Below are 20,573 nucleotides of genomic sequence, written 5' to 3'. Positions count from 1 at the left end.
TCACTTAAGACTTCTTCTAAAAATTGAGGGACACCTTCATCTGCTACAAGCAAACTACAATTAATTTGAGCAGCATAAGTTGCCCAAACCTGCTGGGTTTCCGCCTCTTTTTTCAGTGACTCCTCTGCTCTTATTCTTAACCCTTCAAGTTCCGCACCTTGACGAATTAAGGCTTCCTTCTTGGCAAGTCCCTGCTCTTTTAACGCTTCAGCAACTTTTTCTTGAGCAAGAAGCTCATCATTCGTTGACGAAGACTCAAGCTCGCCATATCCATCTAACATTGGATGATCCACGGAACCACACAAAGGGCAAGCTTCGCCTTCTTTTAATTGTGCTCGGTGCTCACTTAAGCTGACAATACGGTTTTCGAGCAAGACTCTTTCTTTTAATGACAAGAAATACTTATTAGCTTGCTGATAGGCTGTTCGAAGGCTAACAAGCTCAGCCTCAAGGCTTGCTATCGAAGCATCTTGTTTTTCGATAGACGACAGGATTTGTCGACAACTAAGCTTTTGATCCTGCGCTTGCTCAAATATTCTCTTGCACTCGGCTACCGCATTCTTTCTGAGGGAATTCTGTTGAATAAGATTCTCTAACGTTTCCAAACTCAACTGCTTATTAAGCTCTTCTAGAAAGCGATCTAGTGCTGTTTTTGCACTCGAAGATCGACTAAGGAGTTTTTTATGCTCTTGCTCTCGGATAACAAGTTGCGAATTTAATTCTCTTAGGCCTTTTTCCTTCGCCAACTTAACTGCATTGTCGCTTTCAAGCAGCTTTGCCAGAGACACCGTTTGCTCTTTTACCCGGTTATACTGTTGGAATAGCGTGGCAATCCCGTCAAGCTGGGTTTGCGCACCTCTAAGCCACTCATGCTTTTCCAGCCACTCGCCCACGGACTTAGTTATGTCGTGGCTATTTTTAATCTGCTTGGCACAGTCTTGCAGCTGTTTTAGCGTTTGAGTTTTTCTGGCGTCTATTTCAACTAATTCGGCATCGGCGGTTGATATGCTTTTCTGCTGGGAAGTAATACCTTGATCTAAAGGAACAAGCTGCTCAACTAGAAAGTTTTCTAGTCTTACATGGGTATTCTGAGCATCCTGGTATTCATTTTTAGCAAGCTGACAATTACCTTCTAATAGGTGGAATTCCTCTTGCTTTAAGCTACAAGAGGCATTGATTTCCTGGAAGTTTTTATCATATTGGTTTTGTTGAGCTTGAGCGCGCTGATATTGTTCATAATATGGTGAGAGCACTCTCGCTGGTAGGGCTCTTTCAAGCCTTGCAAACTCGGGTGCTAAACTGTCGCAATATTGAACATGCGCATCGAGCGCTGAACGACACTGCTTATTACTCGCCTGCAATTTTTCAAGCTTTTCAATATGAGAAACCTGTGCCTGAATATCGCCTCTTTTAAGCAAAGCAGTCTTACGCTTTTCTTCGAGGGCCTGTTCTTCAGCATACAGTAATTCAAGCTCCTCGGGACTAGTCTGCTCTAGACCTTCCAACTTGACCGTCAGTAGCGTGTGTCGCTCTTTTTCTTGTCGAAAGCGTTCAAACACCTCGCTAGAAACTCTGCCGTATATGTCCGTTCCCGTTAACTCTTCAAGAAGTTCTGCCCGGTCTCCCGAATTTGCATTGAGGAAGGCTGCAAAGCCACCTTGAGCCAGAAGCATGGATTTTGTAAAACGTGAAAAATCCAAGCCCGTTATTTCGGCGATATGTTCTAGTTTGTCGCGGAGCTTATCAGCAATAATTTTATCGCGCCCCTCCTCACCGGCCCCGAGCAGTGCTAGCTCAACTTTGGGGCTTTGTAATTTTCCATCAGCTTTGCTTCGCGCCCTTCTTACTTCCCAAAATGCGCGAAAAACCTGGTCACCCTTAACACTGAACTCCACCTCACACATGCATTCGTGACAATGACGAGTCATTACCTTCTCAGCAGGTGATGGTTCATTTAAACGCGGTGTTTGGTGGTATAAGGCAAGGCAAATTGCATCCAACAGCGTAGATTTTCCGGCACCAGTAGGCCCAGTGATTGCAAATAAACCGTTGCTAGCGAAAGGCTCCTTAGTGAAGTCAATAAACCACTCCCCGCGTAGAGAGTTGATATTCTTAAGACGAATACTTAGTATTTTCATAACTGCAGCTCTAGAGCTTGTCTCCTTGCTCAGCTTGTAGCAGCGCCTCTTTAAACATCTGTTGCAGACGGCTTTTTAGTACATCATCAATTCCGTCTTGCTCTAATGACAGCCTTTTTTCAAAAACTTCGCCTGGTTTAAGTTCCTGCAAACGCTCGCTACTTTCGGCGACCAGGCTTAACCCTTTTCGATTTCTGCTGCGCTTCAAACAAAGCACTTCGATATTGCTATCGTCCACTAATTCTTCGATGCGTTTCTGAAGGTCTTCAAGATAATCCTGTTCTTCAACTTCTACCTCAAGCCAAATAGTCTCACTAAGGTCACCATTGCTTTCTGAACAATAAGCACTGCCATCACGACCGCCCTTCAACTCTGAAAGTTTAGCGCTAATCTCCTCGAGGTTTCCTTTTATTTTGTACAGCTGCTGAAAAACCGGTACTTCAATGGCATCCACCGTCACACCAGCCTCATCAAACTCTACCACTTGCACTGACTTTTTCTGGTTTAGCTCGTCAAAGCTAAGCGGAATTGGCGAACCACTATAGTAGATATTGCCATTGCCCTTAATTTGCTGCTGCTTATGGATATGTCCCAGGGCAATGTAATCTGCCGAGGGAAAGGATGTTGCTGAAAACGCCTCCAAGGTACCGATATAAATATCCCTGACCGATTCACTTGTGCGTGCGCCGACGACTGTTAAGTGCCCTGTCATAATAATCGGGATCTTTGAATCATTAATATCTCTTAAACCCAGGGCCTTACGATAAAGCACCTGATAGTGCCGCTTTATCGCATCTTGTAAATCTCGTTGCTTTTCCTTCCCTGTCGAACCGGAATGACTACCAACCAGGTCTCTAGCTCTTAGAAATGGAACGGCACATATAATTCCCTTTATTTCACCAGCAGCGCCTGTCAGGGGCAATAGCTGTTGCTCGTAGGTATTCTCGTTTGCAGAAGAAATTACATGCGTGTTGAAGTGCGCAAGCAAGTCAGAGGTTTCTTCAAGCATGGCGACAGAATCATGATTTCCGGCAACAATAACGAGAGGCACAGCCTTGTTTGTCGCTTCACTAAAGTCAATCACAAACTTGTGATAAAGTTCGCGAGCATAGCTAGGTGGAGCCCCGGTATCAAATATATCGCCGGCAACAATAACGGCGTCAACCTCATGCTCAAGAACCTGCTCAACCAGCCAATTAAGGAAACCCTGATGTTCTTTTTGGCGACTTTTACCCATGAAATACTGACCAAGATGCCAGTCGGAGGAGTGAATTATTTTCAAGATGTTGACCCGATTTTCAATTTGAAGACTAATTTACCCCTTATTTTTGTGAAGTAAAGGCATTTTATTGCGGACTTGGTTCACATGGTTGCATAAGCTTTCAAAGTGATACAAAGATCACCTTGTTAATTTTCTTGTAAAAGATAAGTTTAATAGTAGCAATGAATTAGCAGGACTTATTGAGACAGATTATGAAAAGACAACTCATCTATCACACACCGATTGCACTCGATGCACAAAGCTATAAAACAAGTGAAGCATCTGTTTTATCAGGCCAAGGGGTACATGAGAGAGCAACGATTAAAACCATTTCTCGTGACGGCATATGCCTAAACTGTGACCAAGAAACCTTGCATCGCTTACTACCCAATACACCTTCGGTATCACCTAAGTGTCCGGTTAAAATTGAAGTCGCATTTAAATTAGAAAGCTTTCTTCAAATTAATGCAGATGTAATCTGTATTAGACGCTTATCTAAAGATACCTTTCAACTTGAGTTACGCTTTGGCGCCTTAGATGCCGAAGCTGAGTGTGAAATTGACGCCTATATTGAACATTCACTATACAAAGAAAAGAGTAAAGTAGTGCAGCCGATAAGAGCTATGAATGAATATTCTGCAGTTGCTTAAGCATTTGATGATGTATAACTAGTTCACACCCAAGCTATGCTCTCGATGTGAACACTGATTTAAGTATTGGCTGGCTTAAAGCTACTTAGTGGGAGTAAGGGTAGGAATAGTATCTTGCTTACTTTCGGTGAGAGCACTAACAAGCTCTGCTTCTGGACGAGAGATGCCACAACTATTCATTAGGTCATCGATCCCCGCTCCCAACTCCACCAAACGTGACGCTTCGGAGTAAGAAACTTTAGTCGGGTCATTTTTCTGCATTTCGTCTATTATGGCTTCAAGCTCTTCGACACGCTTTTCCAGAGCAATAACCTTACGCCCAACACCCATTGAGCCATGGCTAATTCCCTGAACTTCTTTTGATAGCTCATCGACCAGATCAGCAGTGCTCCTTTCTGATAAGGTAATGCTACGCTTGATTACCAAAGCGTACACCGCAAGCAAACATACGAGTATCGCTGAAACCAATGGAACAAACTCTACAGAAATTGACATGCCTACTCCTCATAGCCCTCAATTAGCATTGAGGGCCAAAAACAAATTGGCTATCGAGTTTAGAACGAGCCCATTTCAGACCATTCTTCTTCAGATAGCATCTTCTCAAATTCAACCAAGATAATCAGTTCGCCGTTCTTATTACAAACGCCCTGTATAAATCTTGCACTTTCTTCGTTGCCGACATTCGGCGCAGTTTCCATTTCAGAGTGTTTAATATAAACAACCTCTGCAACCGAGTCGACCAGAATACCAATAACCTGCCCATCAATTTCAAGAACAACGATACGAGAATGGTCAGTTACATCGGCACTAGGTAAACCAAATCGAGTCCGTGTATCGATAACCGTTACTACATTACCGCGCAGATTGATAATACCCAACACATAGTTAGGTGCGCCTGGCACGGGGGCAATTTCAGTATAACGTAATACTTCCTGAATCTGCATTACGTTAATACCATACGTCTCGTCTGCTAAGCGAAAAGTGACGTTTTGCAGAATCGGATCTTCAGCAGCATGGCTACTGTGCCCAGTGTTTGATGTCATTAGTTGACCCCTTACCTATTTCCTAAAAGACAATAATTCGCGCCAAGTTTTCAAAGCTTTACTCTCTCACGTCAAAAACTTAACAGATCATCTTCTAAATATAGAGCATCGCACAATCTATGCCAGAAAATAGTGACACAATTATCAAGAAATTGAGCTTCCATTGCCAGAAGCTTTCTCTTCTAGCATCAAGCTCATTACGTCTGCGTCGAGTAAAGCACACATATGCCCTATCACCGTACCAGATAACCACGCTCGACTCGTACGCTCACTGCGCCATTTAACCATATCAGGTTCAAGCTGAATGGATTCGTGAACTGAGTCGCAAGCTAAGCCCCAATTATTTCCACCCAGTCTAATAATGAACTGATATCCGGCCCGAGCATCCTCGCTCCAACGGTCCGGCATGACCCATTGAGCTGTATCGACCACTCTGACATTTCTATCCAAATGTCTATACAAGCCCATAAAATAATCTGCCCGGCCGACAATTGGCGTGAGCTCCTTTTCAATTTTATAGATTGCACCGAGAGAAACTAAAGGCACCGCAAGCTTTAAACCTGCTACAGAAAAGATCAAACACTCGAAGCGATCTTGAGCCCATGAAGGCGGCCCAACTTGTCCAGGCTCACCAGGCGTAACCAAAGCTGTTCTTTTTTCATGTATCTTTTCAATTTCAGAAACTTCAGTAGTCACAGCCTCCCTAGCCTGAACTTTAGCGTCTACCTTGGTATCACTCAGGGGTGCAGGTGCAGAAACGGATACCTTTGGCTTGTCGACAGTTTCAACAAGTACTTCTTGCTTAACCTTTGTTTTAAGCTCGGGCTCGGCTTTAAGACCAAGCTTCGCTTCCAAGCGGGAAAGCTGAGCCGCGCTCAACTTTGACTTTTTCTTCTCCAGAATCGCTAAGGCCGTCTTTCTATCTAGCTTAGTCTGAAGCTTTTGTTCAGTCTTTTGCTCGGTCTTAACTTCAAGCTTTTGCTTTACTTTAAGGTTCTGCTCAGATGACTCTTTAACACTCGGCTTGGTTTTAACCGGCGCAAGCTTTGGAAATGCAGCAGGTATAATCAGAGGTGAAATTTTTGATCTTTCAGGCTCAGCAAATTGAGGCTTAGCCGGCTTCACTTTTGCAAAATTTGCTTTTGCAATAACCTTAGGCTTTAACTTGGATCCTACTCTGCCTTCAAGTGGCTCTTTAGACCTTGTATGCATTACATTCACGGAGTCTAGAGAGTGTAATTCCGCGTCACTAAGCTTGTTTTTGTGTATTGTATCTAAGTCTTTTAAAGGTTGCTGATCGGCAACTGAGCCAAGCATATCAAAGAAGTATTCATCCATAGCATCAGATGAGCTGACATTCTCGTCCTGATCGAATTCACGCCCTCCATGAATAGAGTGCTTCTTATCGATATCTTCAGAGCTCATCGCACACTCTCTACAGACTGCTCCGCTAACCAAAAAGCAGCGTAGTAATCATCTATAGCTTGCTCAGAGTAGTCTAAGAAGCATTGCCGAACTCGCGGTGAAAGCGGTTTTCTTAAGTAATAGAGAAATGTTAATAATACTATCTGGGCCTCACACTGAGACCGAAAACTTTGATCATCGTCTTCTCTTACCATTTTAATTGTCGGAATAAGAGATAGGTCAGGCGAAATAGCTTCAGTCGTTTTAACAGTGGAACCACCCAAAATCCCAAGAACTGGCTGAGCGCATTGTGGCTCTGATGCCACCCTGGTAACACTAGTTACCGAATCAACATGACTTGGCTTACGTGAAGTGACAGATCCGCCCTGATTTTGCCGACCTTCATTTGTAAGATTGGCTTCTTCAGCAAACTCACAATCGGCACTTATATTTTCTTGCTCACTGACGTGTGCGCTTTCAGAAATTTGAGCAGATGACTCATTCAGATAGTTTTCGGATGTATGCTCTGCCGAAGAACATGAGCTATCATTAGGCTTACTAACAGGCACAGGGTCGCTACCAAACATATCGCTCAGGTAATCATTTAGCAAATCTTCCGTGCTAGAGTGAGGCGTCCTGCTGTCAGTGTTATCCTGAGTCATTTGATAGTGTAATTAATCTCTCGTATGAGTTTAAAGCCTGATAAAGCCTTAGGCATTATTGCTTGTCAGCTCTTTAAGCGTCTGCAGTAGCTTCTTATAAGCTCTCACTCCGTGAGTATCAGCGTCGTACATAGATGGTACCAGACCTTTCATACTTGCATCTCGGAACTTCGTATCAACTGGAACGGCATACTTCCAGACATCATCTCCCCACGTCGATTTGATGGTACGCAAGCTTTGTGTTGAAGCCTGTGTTCGACGATCAAACATGGTAGGCAGAATAAGATGTCTTAAATTGCTTTTCTGAGACCGAATAACCATACCCAAAGTATGCATCATTCTTTCCAAGCCTTTAATCGCAAGAAACTCTGTTTGACAAGGTACGATGAGCTGCTGGCTCGCAGCAAGAGAGTTGATCATTAGTACACCCAAAGAAGGCGAATTATCGATCAAGACGTAGTCATATTGATCCCACAACATTGCCAGCGTTTTCGAAATGATCAGCCCCATACCTTCAACGCCAACCATTCTACGTTCAAGCGTCGCTAAAGCCGTTGAAGCAGGCATTAAATCCAGACCCGGGCAAGAAGTGTCAGTAATCAGTTGTTCAGGAAGACCATCAGGAACCTTACCCTGATGCATAAACAAGTCGAACGCACTTTGCTCAATCGTATCCGGGTCGTAACCAAAATAACTGGTTAAAGACCCATGCGGATCAAGATCCATAACCAACACTCTTTTGCCTTCTTGTGCCAACAACCCGCCTAGGGTTACTACACTAGTCGTTTTACCGACCCCGCCTTTCTGATTGGCAATACCCCAGATTCTCACCGCGTCACCTCTGAAAAATTATATTTTAGCTTTGCTCAAGCATACCATTTAGCCTAGCTGGCTAGAATATCCTGCTAGGGATACTTGCTAATTCTGTATCGCTTGAACAAATGAACAACGGAAATGGCATAAAGTTGCCGAATTTACGTCACTAATAATCTTAATAGTGTACAGAGCACAAATCGTGCCATCGGCACAGTATTGAAAGGTAAATACTTAGAAAATATTTCTTTATAAATGAATGAGCTACGAGACTTACTTCATTAAGCCCTGACGAATATCCTGACTTTTGGAAATTAATAGAACAACGCGGCGGTTTTTGCTTTTTCCAGCTGCCGTATCATTCCTAGCAGCAGGTTGAAACTCTCCGTAACCCATCGCGCCCATGCGAGAAGGCGACACCCCCTCCAGTGCGAGGTATCTAACAACTGTGGCTGCTCGCGCTGCAGAGAGCTCCCAATTAGATGGGAATACAGGGCTTCGAATAGGAACATTATCAGTATGCCCCTCTACCAGCATAGCGTTATCGTGCTGGTTCATAATACCTGCAATTTTTTCAATAATTGGCAAAGCATCATCAACAGGCTCCACACCGCCGCTTTGAAAAACAACCGTATCATCCAACGAGATCTCGATCCAATCGTCTTTCTTCTGAACGCTTACCTTTTCCTCGAATATCAAGTCTTCAAAGTTATCTTCAAACTCCCCTGCTATCATTTCGAGTTGGAGGTCTTCTTTGCTAGGTTCCTTCTTTTTCTTTCGTTGATCAGGGGGTGGTGATGACTCACCGATCATTGGTTGGATAAAAATTTCACGTGAATCCGGAGAGGTAGAGCGAGGACTTATATCTCCAACCTGAATTGGCTTTATGGTTTTCGCGGGAGCGTTAAAGACCCCTTCCAAACTCTCAGAAAGGACTTTATATTTACCTTCATTTACCGAAGAAATTGAATACATCACAACGAAGAAAGCAAACAGCAAAGTGATAAAGTCAGCGTATGATACTAACCAACGCTCATGATTATCATGCTCTTCTTCTAATTGCCTGCGCATAGCTTAGCTCAAGTAATAGTTAAGTGATAAAGCCGCGTAGCTTTAGCTCGATTGAACGAGGGTTCTCTCCCTCTGAGATTGCCACCAAGCCTTCGATAAGCATTTCTCTATACTGGGATTGCCGTTGAATCACAGACTTTAGCTTACTACCGACTGGGAAAAACAGCAGGTTGGCAAATGCAACGCCATAAATTGTCGCTACAAAGGCAGTCGCGATACCAGCGCCAAGAGAGGATGGGTCAGCAAGGTTACTCATAACATGTATCAGACCCATTACTGCGCCAATGATACCAATGGTAGGAGAATACCCCCCCATCCCGTCATAGATCTTTGCTGAACTAAGGTCATGACGCTCTTTAGAAATAAGATCCAACTCAAGTACATTTCTAATCACTTCAGGCTCAGCACCATCAACGAGCAGCTGAAGACCTTTACCAGCAAAAGGCTCATCTTCTTTATCGACTGAAGACTCTAGCCCAAGCAAGCCCTCTTTTCTTGCTCGCATACTCCAGGAAATAACCTTTTCAATCCCGTCATCAATCGACACATAAGGCGGTATAAACACCCAGCGCAACATGACAATGCCTCGCTTTAATGTCTGAAAAGGAGTTTGTAACAATATCGCAGCAAACGTACCGCCTATAACTATTAAGGCAGCGGGGCCATTAAATAATGAATCAATATGGCCACCCTCTAGGTAGTTACCACCTAAAATGGCACCAAAGCCAAGGATAACACCTAAGATACTCAGCAAATCCATTACATCACTCCTTCAATCACGTGATCTGCTATGGCGTCAATATCAAAAGAGCCGTCAGAGTAACCAGCCTTGTCAACTGCCATCGGCATTCCATAAATTACGCAGCTTTTTTCGTTCTGAGTATAAACCGTGGAGCCAGACTGTTTAAGCAAGCGGCAACCTTCTCTACCATCGGCCCCCATACCAGTCAGAACAATTCCCAAAACTCTTCCGGGGAACGCTTTCGAAGCTGAACCGAAAGTCACGTCGACGGAAGGTTTGTAGGTCAACCTAGCATCACCTTCCAAAATTGAGATAGACCGACCTTTACCCGAGACAATCATTTGCTTAGCACCAGGTGCTAAAATTGCTGTTCCTGCCTGCAATGTTTGCCCATCTACTCCATGCTTAACGGTAAGTTGACATAAATTGTTTAGGCGCTCTGCAAATGCAGGGGTAAAGGTCTCAGGCATGTGCTGAACAATCAGTACAGGAACCGGCAGATTAGCCGGTAGCTTTGACAGTACTTTTTGTAAGGCAACCGGCCCACCCGTTGAAGCGCCGATGACTAGAAGGTCTACCGGGTGAGATAACTTCTTGGCTCTGTGCGTGGCGCGTTGACCACGATTAGTACTCTGTACTTCCGGGCGTGACGGCACACTTTTATTTGTAGTGCTTGGGCGTCCGCTCACTGCTCTACGCTTTAAAACACTTGAACTCTCACTTGCTTGTATACTGGATGAAGCCTCTGGGTTTAGTGAGCTAGCGCTGCTAACCGAGCCACTTTGAGAAGTTCCACTCTTTTTTGCAATAGCCAGGATTCTTTTCTTCAGAACCTCTTGCATTTTCCCTGCATCGCGAGCGATATCTTCAAAATTCTTTGGTAAAAAATCGACCGCTCCAGCTTCTAGCGCATCTAGCGTTACACGAGCACCTTCGTAGGTAAGAGATGAGAACATTAGAATAGATGTAGGGCATTCTTGCATGATATGGCGAATAGCTGTAACGCCATCCATAACAGGCATCTCGTAATCCATGGTGACCACATCAGGGGACAATTTCTTTACGAGCTCAATTGCTTCACGCCCGTTTGACGCAGTACCAACGATCTTGATTTCAGAAACCAAGCTTAGAATTTCACAAACCCGTTTCCGAAAAAAGCCAGAATCATCTACAACTAATACAGTGACACTCATCGAATCTAACAAGCGCCCCCGTAGCGATAAAGATTGCAGCGTGTACTATAGCGACAGCGCATCCTGATTTTTAGCCTATGCGTAGCGGTCTAATAGACTTGGAATATCTAGTATCAAGGCGATACGACCATCACCCGTAATCGTTGCGCCGGCCATGCCTGCTGTGCCATGTAGCATGTCACCAAGTGGTTTAATCACGACTTCTTCTTGGCCAACCAACTGATCCACAATAAAGCCTACGCGCTTACTACCCACAGCGACAATCACCACATGAGCAGAATCAGTATCTTCAGTGTATGAATTCACTAACCAGCGTTTGATGTAAAACAAGGGATAAACATTATCACGAACAACAACACACTCCTGTCCATCAACAACATTTGTCTTGGTCAAATCAAGGTGGAAAATTTCAACCACACTAACCAGAGGAAAAGCAAAGGACTGATTTCCAAGCTTAACCATCAAGGTAGGCATGATCGCCAAAGTTAAGGGTACTTTAATTGAAAGTCGCGAGCCTTTACCTAACTCAGAATCAATATTTACCGTACCGTTTAACTGGGTAATTTTTGTCTTAACAACATCCATTCCCACACCACGGCCGGAAATATCGGATATTTCCTGCTTAGTCGAAAAGCCAGGTGCAAAAATAAGGTTATAACATTCGCTATCGCTTAAGCGATCAGCAGCGTCTTGGTCGTAAATGCCTTTTTCAACAGCTTTTTGACGTAGAACCTCAGCATCCATACCTGCGCCATCATCTTCAATGGCTAGCATGATATGATCACCTTCCTGCTGTGCTGACAGAACCACCTGCCCTATACGTTCCTTACCTTTCGTCACACGGTCATCAGGCATTTCAATGCCGTGGTCTACAGCGTTTCGTACAAGGTGAACCAAGGGGTCAGATAGCGCTTCAACAAGGTTCTTATCAAGGTCAGTATCTTCACCAACCAGAACCAGGTTAACCTCTTTCTTAAGGTTCCGAGCCAAATCTCGCACAACCCTGGGAAAACGTCCAAAGACCTTCTTAATCGGCTGCATTCGAGTTTGCATAACCGCTGACTGAAGATCACCTGTTACGACATCTAAGTTGGACACAGCCTTCTGCATGGACTCGTCACTGCTTGCATCGCCAAGACGTTTTAGTCGGTTACGCACAAGCACCAATTCACCCACCATATTCATGATATCGTCTAGGCGCTTTGTATCAACACGAACTGTTGTTTCTGTCGCTATGGTTTCATTCTTCTTCGATGCCGCTTTAGCAGCTGGTTTTGCAGCCGGCTTTGGCTTAGCTGCAGCTGCTGAGGCTGGGGCCGGTGCAGGCGCTGGCTTTGGTGTGGGCTCTGGAGCCGGCGCAGAACTGGCAGCAGCCTTGGTCGTTGGCGACCCGCCTGCTCCATGAAGTTCATCCAGTAGCTTTTCGAACTCATTATCGGTAATCAACTCTCCATCACCGCTAGCAGGAGTAGCTGACGCTTCAGACGTGGCATCACCTGCAGCAATACCTTCGCTATTGAACTGACCTTCACCATGCAAGTCATCCAATAGTTTTTCAAATTCTTCTTCGCTTATATCACCCGACTCTGGCGAGCTGCTCGTGTCGCCACCCGCAGCCGGTTCTTCAAAAAATAAATCCGCCGAGGAGCTGTCTGGTGAAGCTGAGGCACCAGCACTTTCGCTGACACCAACAGGAGCACCGGAACCGTGTAGCTCATCTAACAAGTTTTCGAATTCGTCATCGGTAATTTCGTCAGATTCTTGTTCGGATGCCGCTGGTGCACTCCCTTTACCCGCATCATCATCTAATGCATCCAAGAGCTGTTCAAACTCATCATCAGTAATATCAGCCTCTTCAGCAGAGGCTTCTGCAGCAACCGGCTCCGGTGTTGGTTCAACAGCTGCAGGTTCAGCAGCAGGCGCAGCGTCAGCAGGTTTCGCAAAACGTTCTAAGTCACTTAAAAGCTGTGGGTCAGCTGGGGTTGGATCTTGGCCATCTCTGACTTCACTGAACATTTCGTTTACAGAGTCTAACGCACGTAAAACGACATCCATTAAGTCAGCATCAAGACTTCGCTTACCATTTCGCAGAATATCGAACACGTTTTCTGCAATATGACAACACTTGACCAGTGCATCCAACTGTAAAAAGCCTGCTCCACCCTTTACAGTGTGAAACCCTCTAAAAATTGCGTTTAGCAAATCTTTATCGTCTGGATTTTGCTCTAGATCAACCAGTTGCTCTGAAAGAAGCTCGAGTATCTCTCCAGACTCTACAAGAAAGTCCTGAAGTATCTCATCATCCGCTTCAAACCCCATCTTCTACGCCCCTTTAAAATCCTAGACTGGACAGCAAATCATCCACATCATCCTGGCCAGAAACAACGTCTTCGCGTTGCTCTGCATGGAGTTGTGGACCTTCACCCTCAATGCCTGTTTCTTGTTTTTCTACTTCGTGGACTGTTCCTGTAATCTGGTCAACCTTACCGGCCATTCTGACCAAATTAACAAGATTCTCTTCAACATCTTTAACCAATCCGGTGACTCGTTGAATCACTTGACCAGTTAAGTCTTGGAAAGACTGCGCTAACAGTATTTGCGTGAGATTATCATTTACTTTATCTGAATCCTCACACAACTTTCCAAGGAAAGTTCCCATTGTGGCTGTCAGCGTTCTAAACTCATCAGGTTTCATTTCCTTACGCTGTAAGCGAGACCAATCCATCTTGAGTTTTTTCGCTTCCTGGCTGATTCCTGAAGCATAAGGCATGGTTTCTTCGACAAGATCCAAGGTCTTGTTTGCAGCCTTATTGGTCATATCAACCACATACGCGAGTCGGTCGGACGCATCCTCTATAGTAGACAGGTCATCTTTAGCCGTCTCACTGGAAGCATCGATGTGAAAGTTCCGAATTGACTCGTGTAGCGACCGAGTTAAGCGACCGACTTCTTGGTACAGAGTTTTATCCCGAGTCTCATTTAACTCAGAAATAATACCTAACGCCCCCGACAAGTCTCCTTTGTCAATTCGCTCCTTCAACTCATTAGCCTGAGCCTTCAAAGTCTGCTCAAAACCGCTTAGAGGTTCGCTATTTATTAGCTTTGCGTCAGTCATGAATCGCTCAGCCTTAGGAATCGATACGTTCGAAGATTTTCTCAATCTTCTCTTTTAAAACAGCTGCGGTAAATGGCTTAACGACATAACCGTTCACACCTGCTTGCGCGGCAGCAACTATCTGATCTCGTTTAGCCTCAGCCGTTACCATTAGCACAGGAAGACTTTTGAGGTTATCGTCAGAACGAACATGCTGAAGCAACTCAATACCAGTCATCCCAGGCATATTCCAGTCAGTCACCAGAAAGTCATACTTACCTGTTTGAAGCATTGGTAAGGCAGTACTACCATCGTCAGCTTCATCAGTATTAGTAAACCCTAGGTCACGCAATAGGTTCTTAATAATTCGTCTCATTGTAGAAAAATCATCTACTACGAGAATTTTCATATCTTTATTCAAGTCGACCTCCACTCATGTCGATACCCGAAATTACATTTTAATACCTAAAAACAAGTCTAGTCGGTGTTCTTAGGCTAGCCAGTTTTTTTTGATATTTGTTTCACTTATCGGCACATTTCTTAACAACTATATAAAATCAAGCCAATTTATTAATTTTATTCGCTTTATTTTCCCCTTACATGGGGGACAAACTTTGAGAAAAGAGGTCTAAGCAAATAGTTCGATCAGGCTAAGACAAACTGCAATCAGGTACGCCAATCACTCATTCTAGCTTTCAAACGCATCGCTGCTTGAGAATGTATTTGACTTACTCGAGACTCACTAACAGAGAGCACCAAACCAATTTCTTTAAGATTCAACTCTTCTTCATAATATAAAGACAAAACCATTTTTTCACGCTCAGGGAGAACATCAATCTCTTTGGCCAAAGCTCGACGAAAGGCATCATTCTGAACATCCGTCGCGGGCGTGTAATTCTCGGACAAATACTCTTCACTAGAAACGTCACCTGACTCACTTAGCTCTTCAAAGCTAAATAACTTGCCACTAGCGCTGTCTTTCAAGCAAGCAAAGTATTCCTCAAGCGTCATACCTAACTCTGAGGCAACCTCGCCATCCTGCGCATCACGACCCTCTCTATCTTCAATAGCCTTGATCGCTTCACTTATCTTTCTTGCATTCCGATGAACAGACCTTGGCACCCAGTCTCCCCGGCGCACCTCATCCATCATCGAACCACGAATTCTAATGCCCGCATAAGTTTCAAAGGACGCACCTTTAGAAGCTTCATACTTCCTGGAAGCCTCTAATAACCCGATCATACCAGCCTGAATTAAATCATCGACCTGAACGCTAGACGGTAGACGAGATATCAAATGATGCGCAATTTTTTTGACTAAAGGCGCATGAGACCGAATCAAATCATCGGCACGTTTTACTTGAGCGTCTGTATACATCAGCCTATGACACCGGAACTAAACACGTTCTAGTTTGAGGTAGCCTGAACCAGGCGCTCAACAAAGAACTCCAAATGACCTTTTGGAGAAGAAGGCAGTGGCCAGCTATCCGCTTTTTGGGCAAGCGTCTTATATGCCAACGATGCTTTTGCACGAGGATACACATCAGAAACAGCCCGTTGACGCTGCACTGCTTTTTTCACCGACTCATCGAAAGGGATTGACCCAACATACTGCAGAGCAACATCGAGAAATCTCTCAGTAACGTGAGCAAGCTTGGAATAGAGGTGGCGCCCCTCTTCCTGCGTTTTAACCATATTCGCCAGTACACGAAAACGGTACATATCGTAATCGCGATTTAACAATTTAATTAGCGCATATGAATCGGTAATCGATGTAGGCTCATCACATACGACAACAATAACTTCTTGCGCAGCCCTAAGAAACGAAACAACACCATCGGATATACCTGCTGCGGTATCAATAATCAGGACATCGAGATCTTCAGAAATTTCACTAAAGGCATTAATTAAACCGGCATGTTCCATTGGATTCAAAGAAACCATTTTTTGCGTACCAGATGAAGCTGGTACTACTTTTATTCCTTTGGGCCCATCAACCAAAACGTCACGCAGAGAACATTCGCCACTTATCACATCCGCTATATTGCTTTTAGAGGTGATACCTAACAAAACATCAACATTAGCCAAACCTAAATCGGCATCTAAAAGTACAACACGACGCCCCATCTCAGCGAGCATAATCGAAAGGTTAATAGACACATTACTTTTGCCCACACCACCTTTACCGCCAGTTACCGCGATTACCTGAACCGGATTAGAATTCGCCATACTGGTGAAAATCCCCTTTTATACATCTAATTATTTTTCGCACTTCAGTTTATTCAACCATATTGAGATCTTCGTGATACTGAAACATTGACCGTATTTTCAGTGTATACTGCATAATCTTGCTACATTCAGCTCTATATTTTAATCAACGCTAATAAGAGTTTAGCAGATATGATTAAGTTTACGCAGAATGAGAGAATATTTGATCTAAAACACCTTCATGCTCTTGGGCGCTGATTGTTACCCATCGCTCCGAACTATTCAATAAAGATTCAGCTCTCGAGAGGATTTCTTTTTGCCTAAACACATGAATATCCTCAGGAACTCGCTGACCGTCAGTAAAATAACTGGCTTTGAGACGCGTATCGATAAGAAAGCTCATCACCTCACCCAGGCTAACAGCTTCATCAACCTTAGTAATAATGGCGCCTGACAAGCCTACCATTTTGTAGTGATGGTAATTTGAACACATCACCTGATACTGCCCTACAGACGATACAACAAGGTGTGACTGAATATCATGACCCGACAGCTTTAATTCCTGCAGCTGCTCAGACCAGCACGCGTCGGTATGCATTAGGCCAGCAGTATCAACCAAGACAAGTTTTTTGTGACGCAAGCCATCAAGTATGGTATCCAGACTATGACGCTCATCAACAACATGGACAGGCACATTGAGTATTCTGCCAAACACCTTTAGTTGCTCGTGCGCAGCTATGCGGTATCTGTCAGTTGTCACCAAGGCTATATCATCAGCACCATGTCGAATAACAAACTGAGCAGCCATTTTACCTATTGTCATGGTCTTACCACTACCTGTAGGCCCAACCAATGCAATGACGCCACCCTGCTCGATCAGGTCATCTTCAGGAGCCGATATTAAAGCTGAAACACCCTGTGAAACACGAGACCATGCCTGACTGTAGTCCATACCTAAATCAACCATTGCCATTAGCCGTTTTTTAAGATCCCCGGCAATACAAAGGGATTCGAGTTTACGTTCGATTTTGCTGAGCGTAGCCGATTGCTCACGTTCTTTTTCATTCTGCACTTGCTTGTAAGCCTGCCCGGACATTAGTTTTTTAATCTCTAATATCTCTGCACGCATATCCGATAATTCGCCCCACGGAGTACCATTTTGTTTAGCATCATGTGACGCAGCCTTGCGCTCCATTGCCGAAGAGCTTGCCTCTGGTTCAGACACTGCCTCTGAATCGTTCTCTTGCGCAAGAGCATCAGGCCGCTCTTTACGCTTAGCCTTAACCTCTTCTATCTTTCTACGCGCACTATCTAGCTCTTTTTGCAGTTTCAGGTGTTTTTCTGCATGCATACGAGCAAGTTGGGAAGGGCTAGGCTCGCCACGCTCTATCAATTGACTTTCGATGGTTTCAGGTGAGACATCTTCCTCATAGTCGAGCGCAGCAACAATTTCGACACCACCGTCAACTTTTGAGTTGGATAAGATAACCGCATCGGGGCCAAGTTCTTCTCGAACCATTTTTAAAACTTCTTGCATGGTCGCTGAAAAAAAGCGTCTAACTTCCATAAGGAATCACCTGATTATGTTTACTACTCATCACTTCAATTGAACCTTGGAGCGAGTTCTACCGACACGACGTCAATTTATTGACCTACGTTCGCGACGATTGTTATTTGTTTATTGTTTGGCACTTCCTGGTAAGAAAGGACATTAATCGGGTCACTCCCAAACCTTACAAACTTAGCAAGCACTGGTCTCAAAGGCCCTGATACCAAAAGGATTGCAGGCTTTCCGAGCATTTCCTGGCGTTGAGCTGCTTCACCGAGCGATCGCTGAAGTGTTTCAACTATTCGGGGCTCAAGTATCATTCCCATATCATCACCCGCGCCAGTTTTTTGTGACTGCTGCACAGACTTTAGCAATAACTGTTCCAAGTCGGGCTCTAAGGTAATAACGGGGATTTCATCATCATTTCCACAAATATTTTGGACAATCAATCTTTTCATACCCTGTCGACATGCTTCTGTTAGCAGGGTGGAATCAGCTGACTTTGGAGTTACATTAACCAGCGCTTCAGCGATCGAACGCATATCTCTAATAGGTACGTCCTCGATCAATAGACTCTGAAGAACTTTTAATAACAGACTGACTGTTAATGTATTTGGAACCAGCTCTTCTGATAGCTTAGGTGACACCTTCGCCAACTGATCCAACCATTGCTGTACCTCCTCATGCCCCAATAACTCACTAGCATGCTTCTGAAGCACTTGATTCAAGTGTGTCGCCACCACAGTACTCGCATCGACAACGGTATAACCTAGCGTTTGCGCATGATCCTTTTGAGAACTCTCAACCCAGATTGCATCAAGCCCAAAAGCAGGGTCTCTACCCTCAACCCCGTCAATTTTCCCAAAGACCTGACCCGGGTTAATAGCTAGCTCTCTCTCTGGGTGAATTTCTGCTTCAGCAATCGTTACGCCCATCAAGGTGATTCGGTAAACATTTGGCATAAGGTCAAGATTGTCGCGAATATGAACTGAAGGCATTAAGAAACCTAACTCTTGCGACAGCTTTTTACGCACCCCTTTTATCCTACCAAGCAATGCCCCCCCCTGATTTTTATCAACAAGAGGAATTATGCGATAACCAACTTCCAGGCCTATAATATCGACCGACAAAACATCATCCCAGCCAAGCTCTTTGTACTCTTCTTTAGGCTGTCCATCAGCCGATATTTGACCTTGATTATCAGGCGTTACATTAGCACCGCCAGACATATTAGGCTGAGCACCTGACCTGCGAGCACCCGGAGCGCTTGCTTCAACCTCTTCACCTTTCGATCTCTTGTTTTGACCATACCAAGCAAAAAATGCTAAACCGCCACCCAAACCCAAGAATGCCAAATGAGGCATGCCCGGTACCAGACCCATTGCGATAAGAATGCCTGAGGCCACATATAAAGCCTTTGGGGATAGAAACATCTGATCAAGAACTTGTGACGACATGTCCTGCATACTACTAACACGTGTCACCATAATTGCTGCGGCGGTAGAAAGTAGTAGCGAAGGAATCTGTGCAACCAAGCCATCACCAATAGTCAGTAGCGAATACTTTTCCATTGCATCAGAGAATTCTAGATCATGCTGCACCATGCCAATAGAGAGACCGCCTATGATATTGATCGCTAAAATCAACAAACCCGCAATGGCATCACCACGAACAAACTTACTGGCACCATCCATAGAACCATAAAAGTCAGCCTCCGTTGCAATTTCTTCACGACGTGACTTGGCTTCTTCCTGTTCGATAATGCCAGCATTAAGATCAGCATCAATCGCCATCTGTTTACCCGGCATCGCATCGAGCGTAAAGCGCGCACTAACCTCCGAGACCCTGCCAGCACCCTTTGTTACAACAACAAAGTTAATAATCATCAAAATAGCAAAGACAACCAAACCGACAGCGTAATTGCCTCCAATGACAACCTCACCGAAGGCCTCAATCACCTTACCTGCAGCATCGCCACCTTCGTGCCCCTCCAAGAGAACAACACGAGTTGAAGCGACATTTAGCGCCAAACGTAAAAGCGTGGCAACTAACAAAACGGTTGGGAATATCGCGAACTCAACGGGCCGCAGGGAGTAGACACAAACAAGCAAGACAACAAGCGCCAAAGCAATATTGAAGGTAAACAACAAATCAAGCAGGAAAGGAGGAACAGGAAGGGTCATCATCCCCAGGATTGCAATCAATAGCACCGGGATGGCGAGATTACCCTGAGTAAGAACCTTGAATTGTTGAAGCATTGCGGCTTGCTGCATAAATATCACTACCAAGACTGATATCGTCACTAATTTGACGAAAAACAAATATCAGTAAGGTATCAGCAAGATTCACGCCGACTTCTACAGTTTACGGTAATTAGGCAATGCCAGCCCCTTAATCAAGAGCCATCATATTTAAGATCATCCGGTATGGGGAAGTCCGGTTTCGGAGGTTTTGTAATAACGCGACGCCTAAACTGCTTAAGCTGAAATACGTATGCCAGCACTTGTGCAACCGCCATATACAAACCACTCGGAATTTCCTGACCAATCTCGGCATGATGGTAGACCGAACGCGCAAGCGGTGGAGCCTCAACAATTTCGACATCATGTTCGTTGGCAATTTCTCTAATCTTCAAGGCGACTTGATCATGCCCTTTCGCAAGCAAAATTGGCGCGGCATCTTCTTCAGGTTTATATCGTAGCGCGACTGAAAAGTGAGTTGGGTTGGTAATCACCACGTCAGCCTG

At 44.6% G+C, this 20,573-nt stretch carries 19 protein-coding genes; 1 reads left to right on the top strand and 18 read right to left on the bottom strand.

Annotation, left to right across the window (positions count from 1 at the left end):
• Together A3756_RS23915 and sbcD are read right to left on the bottom strand one after the other, a co-directional pair.
• A partial coding sequence (locus A3756_RS23915; protein WP_156490734.1) for an AAA family ATPase occupies positions 1-2,138 on the bottom strand: 2,138 nt, incomplete at its 3' end.
• 10 nt (positions 2,139-2,148) lie between these two features.
• Positions 2,149-3,420, bottom strand: coding sequence for an exonuclease subunit SbcD (sbcD, locus tag A3756_RS23910; RefSeq protein WP_068554890.1), 1,272 nt, complete (start codon positions 3,418-3,420; stop codon positions 2,149-2,151).
• A 191-nt stretch (positions 3,421-3,611) separates the two neighbouring features.
• Between sbcD and A3756_RS23905 the strand changes: the two genes are divergently transcribed.
• Positions 3,612-4,049 (top strand): hypothetical protein, encoded by a 438-nt coding sequence (locus A3756_RS23905; RefSeq protein ID WP_068554888.1) that lies wholly within the window; start codon positions 3,612-3,614, stop codon positions 4,047-4,049.
• A gap of 81 nt (positions 4,050-4,130) precedes the next feature.
• On the opposite strand, the gene A3756_RS23900 is transcribed toward A3756_RS23905, so the two are convergent.
• The 16 genes from A3756_RS23900 to A3756_RS23825 all read right to left on the bottom strand — a co-directional run.
• A complete protein-coding gene (locus tag A3756_RS23900; protein WP_068513732.1) occupies positions 4,131-4,544 on the bottom strand; it encodes a DUF2802 domain-containing protein in 414 nt (137 codons plus the stop codon).
• Positions 4,545-4,603: 59 nt separating this feature from the next.
• Positions 4,604-5,092 carry a chemotaxis protein CheW gene (locus A3756_RS23895; protein WP_068554886.1) on the bottom strand — a complete coding sequence of 163 codons (489 nt, stop codon included), beginning with the start codon at positions 5,090-5,092 and terminating at the stop codon, positions 4,604-4,606.
• A 144-nt stretch (positions 5,093-5,236) separates the two neighbouring features.
• Positions 5,237-6,517, bottom strand: a complete 1,281-nt coding sequence (locus A3756_RS26285; RefSeq protein WP_082865474.1) for a CheW domain-containing protein — start codon at positions 6,515-6,517, stop codon at positions 5,237-5,239.
• On the bottom strand, positions 6,514-7,158 hold the full coding sequence (locus A3756_RS23885; RefSeq protein WP_068513734.1) for a hypothetical protein: 645 nt from the start codon (positions 7,156-7,158) through the stop codon (positions 6,514-6,516). The genes A3756_RS26285 and A3756_RS23885 overlap by 4 nt, the downstream gene beginning before the upstream one ends.
• 48 nt (positions 7,159-7,206) lie before the next feature.
• On the bottom strand, positions 7,207-7,989 hold the full coding sequence (locus A3756_RS23880) for a ParA family protein (protein WP_068554884.1): 783 nt from the start codon (positions 7,987-7,989) through the stop codon (positions 7,207-7,209).
• A gap of 255 nt (positions 7,990-8,244) precedes the next feature.
• The gene (gene motD, locus A3756_RS23875) at positions 8,245-9,042 is read right to left on the bottom strand and encodes a flagellar motor protein MotD (RefSeq protein WP_068513739.1); all 798 of its coding nucleotides are present in this window, start codon (positions 9,040-9,042) and stop codon (positions 8,245-8,247) included.
• 19 nt (positions 9,043-9,061) lie between these two features.
• Complete coding sequence (locus A3756_RS23870; protein WP_068554882.1) at positions 9,062-9,802, bottom strand: flagellar motor protein; 741 nt, start codon at positions 9,800-9,802, stop codon at positions 9,062-9,064.
• Complete coding sequence (locus A3756_RS23865; protein ID WP_068513746.1) at positions 9,802-10,977, bottom strand: chemotaxis response regulator protein-glutamate methylesterase; 1,176 nt, start codon at positions 10,975-10,977, stop codon at positions 9,802-9,804. The genes A3756_RS23870 and A3756_RS23865 overlap by 1 nt, the downstream gene beginning before the upstream one ends.
• 75 nt (positions 10,978-11,052) lie before the next feature.
• Positions 11,053-13,296 carry a chemotaxis protein CheA gene (locus tag A3756_RS23860; RefSeq protein ID WP_068554880.1) on the bottom strand — a complete coding sequence of 748 codons (2,244 nt, stop codon included), beginning with the start codon at positions 13,294-13,296 and terminating at the stop codon, positions 11,053-11,055.
• Positions 13,297-13,309: 13 nt separating this feature from the next.
• The gene (locus A3756_RS23855) at positions 13,310-14,092 is read right to left on the bottom strand and encodes a protein phosphatase CheZ (protein WP_068511930.1); all 783 of its coding nucleotides are present in this window, start codon (positions 14,090-14,092) and stop codon (positions 13,310-13,312) included.
• A 13-nt stretch (positions 14,093-14,105) separates the two neighbouring features.
• Positions 14,106-14,492 (bottom strand): chemotaxis response regulator CheY, encoded by a 387-nt coding sequence (gene cheY, locus A3756_RS23850; RefSeq protein WP_068511934.1) that lies wholly within the window; start codon positions 14,490-14,492, stop codon positions 14,106-14,108.
• 245 nt (positions 14,493-14,737) lie between these two features.
• The gene (locus A3756_RS23845) at positions 14,738-15,448 is read right to left on the bottom strand and encodes an RNA polymerase sigma factor FliA (protein WP_068554878.1); all 711 of its coding nucleotides are present in this window, start codon (positions 15,446-15,448) and stop codon (positions 14,738-14,740) included.
• 29 nt (positions 15,449-15,477) lie between these two features.
• Positions 15,478-16,299, bottom strand: coding sequence for a MinD/ParA family protein (locus A3756_RS23840; RefSeq protein ID WP_068511924.1), 822 nt, complete (start codon positions 16,297-16,299; stop codon positions 15,478-15,480).
• Positions 16,300-16,480: 181 nt separating this feature from the next.
• Positions 16,481-17,845 (bottom strand): flagellar biosynthesis protein FlhF, encoded by a 1,365-nt coding sequence (gene flhF, locus A3756_RS23835; protein ID WP_068554876.1) that lies wholly within the window; start codon positions 17,843-17,845, stop codon positions 16,481-16,483.
• A gap of 77 nt (positions 17,846-17,922) precedes the next feature.
• Positions 17,923-20,100: a flagellar biosynthesis protein FlhA gene (flhA, locus tag A3756_RS23830; RefSeq protein WP_068511918.1), complete on the bottom strand. Its 2,178-nt coding sequence runs from the start codon at positions 20,098-20,100 to the stop codon at positions 17,923-17,925.
• A 122-nt stretch (positions 20,101-20,222) separates the two neighbouring features.
• On the bottom strand, positions 20,223-20,573 hold a 351-nt coding region (locus A3756_RS23825), incomplete at its 5' end, for an EscU/YscU/HrcU family type III secretion system export apparatus switch protein (protein ID WP_197481509.1).

The organism is Oleiphilus sp. HI0086, from assembly GCF_001635225.1.
This window is presented reverse-complemented; position numbering and strand designations above follow the sequence as displayed.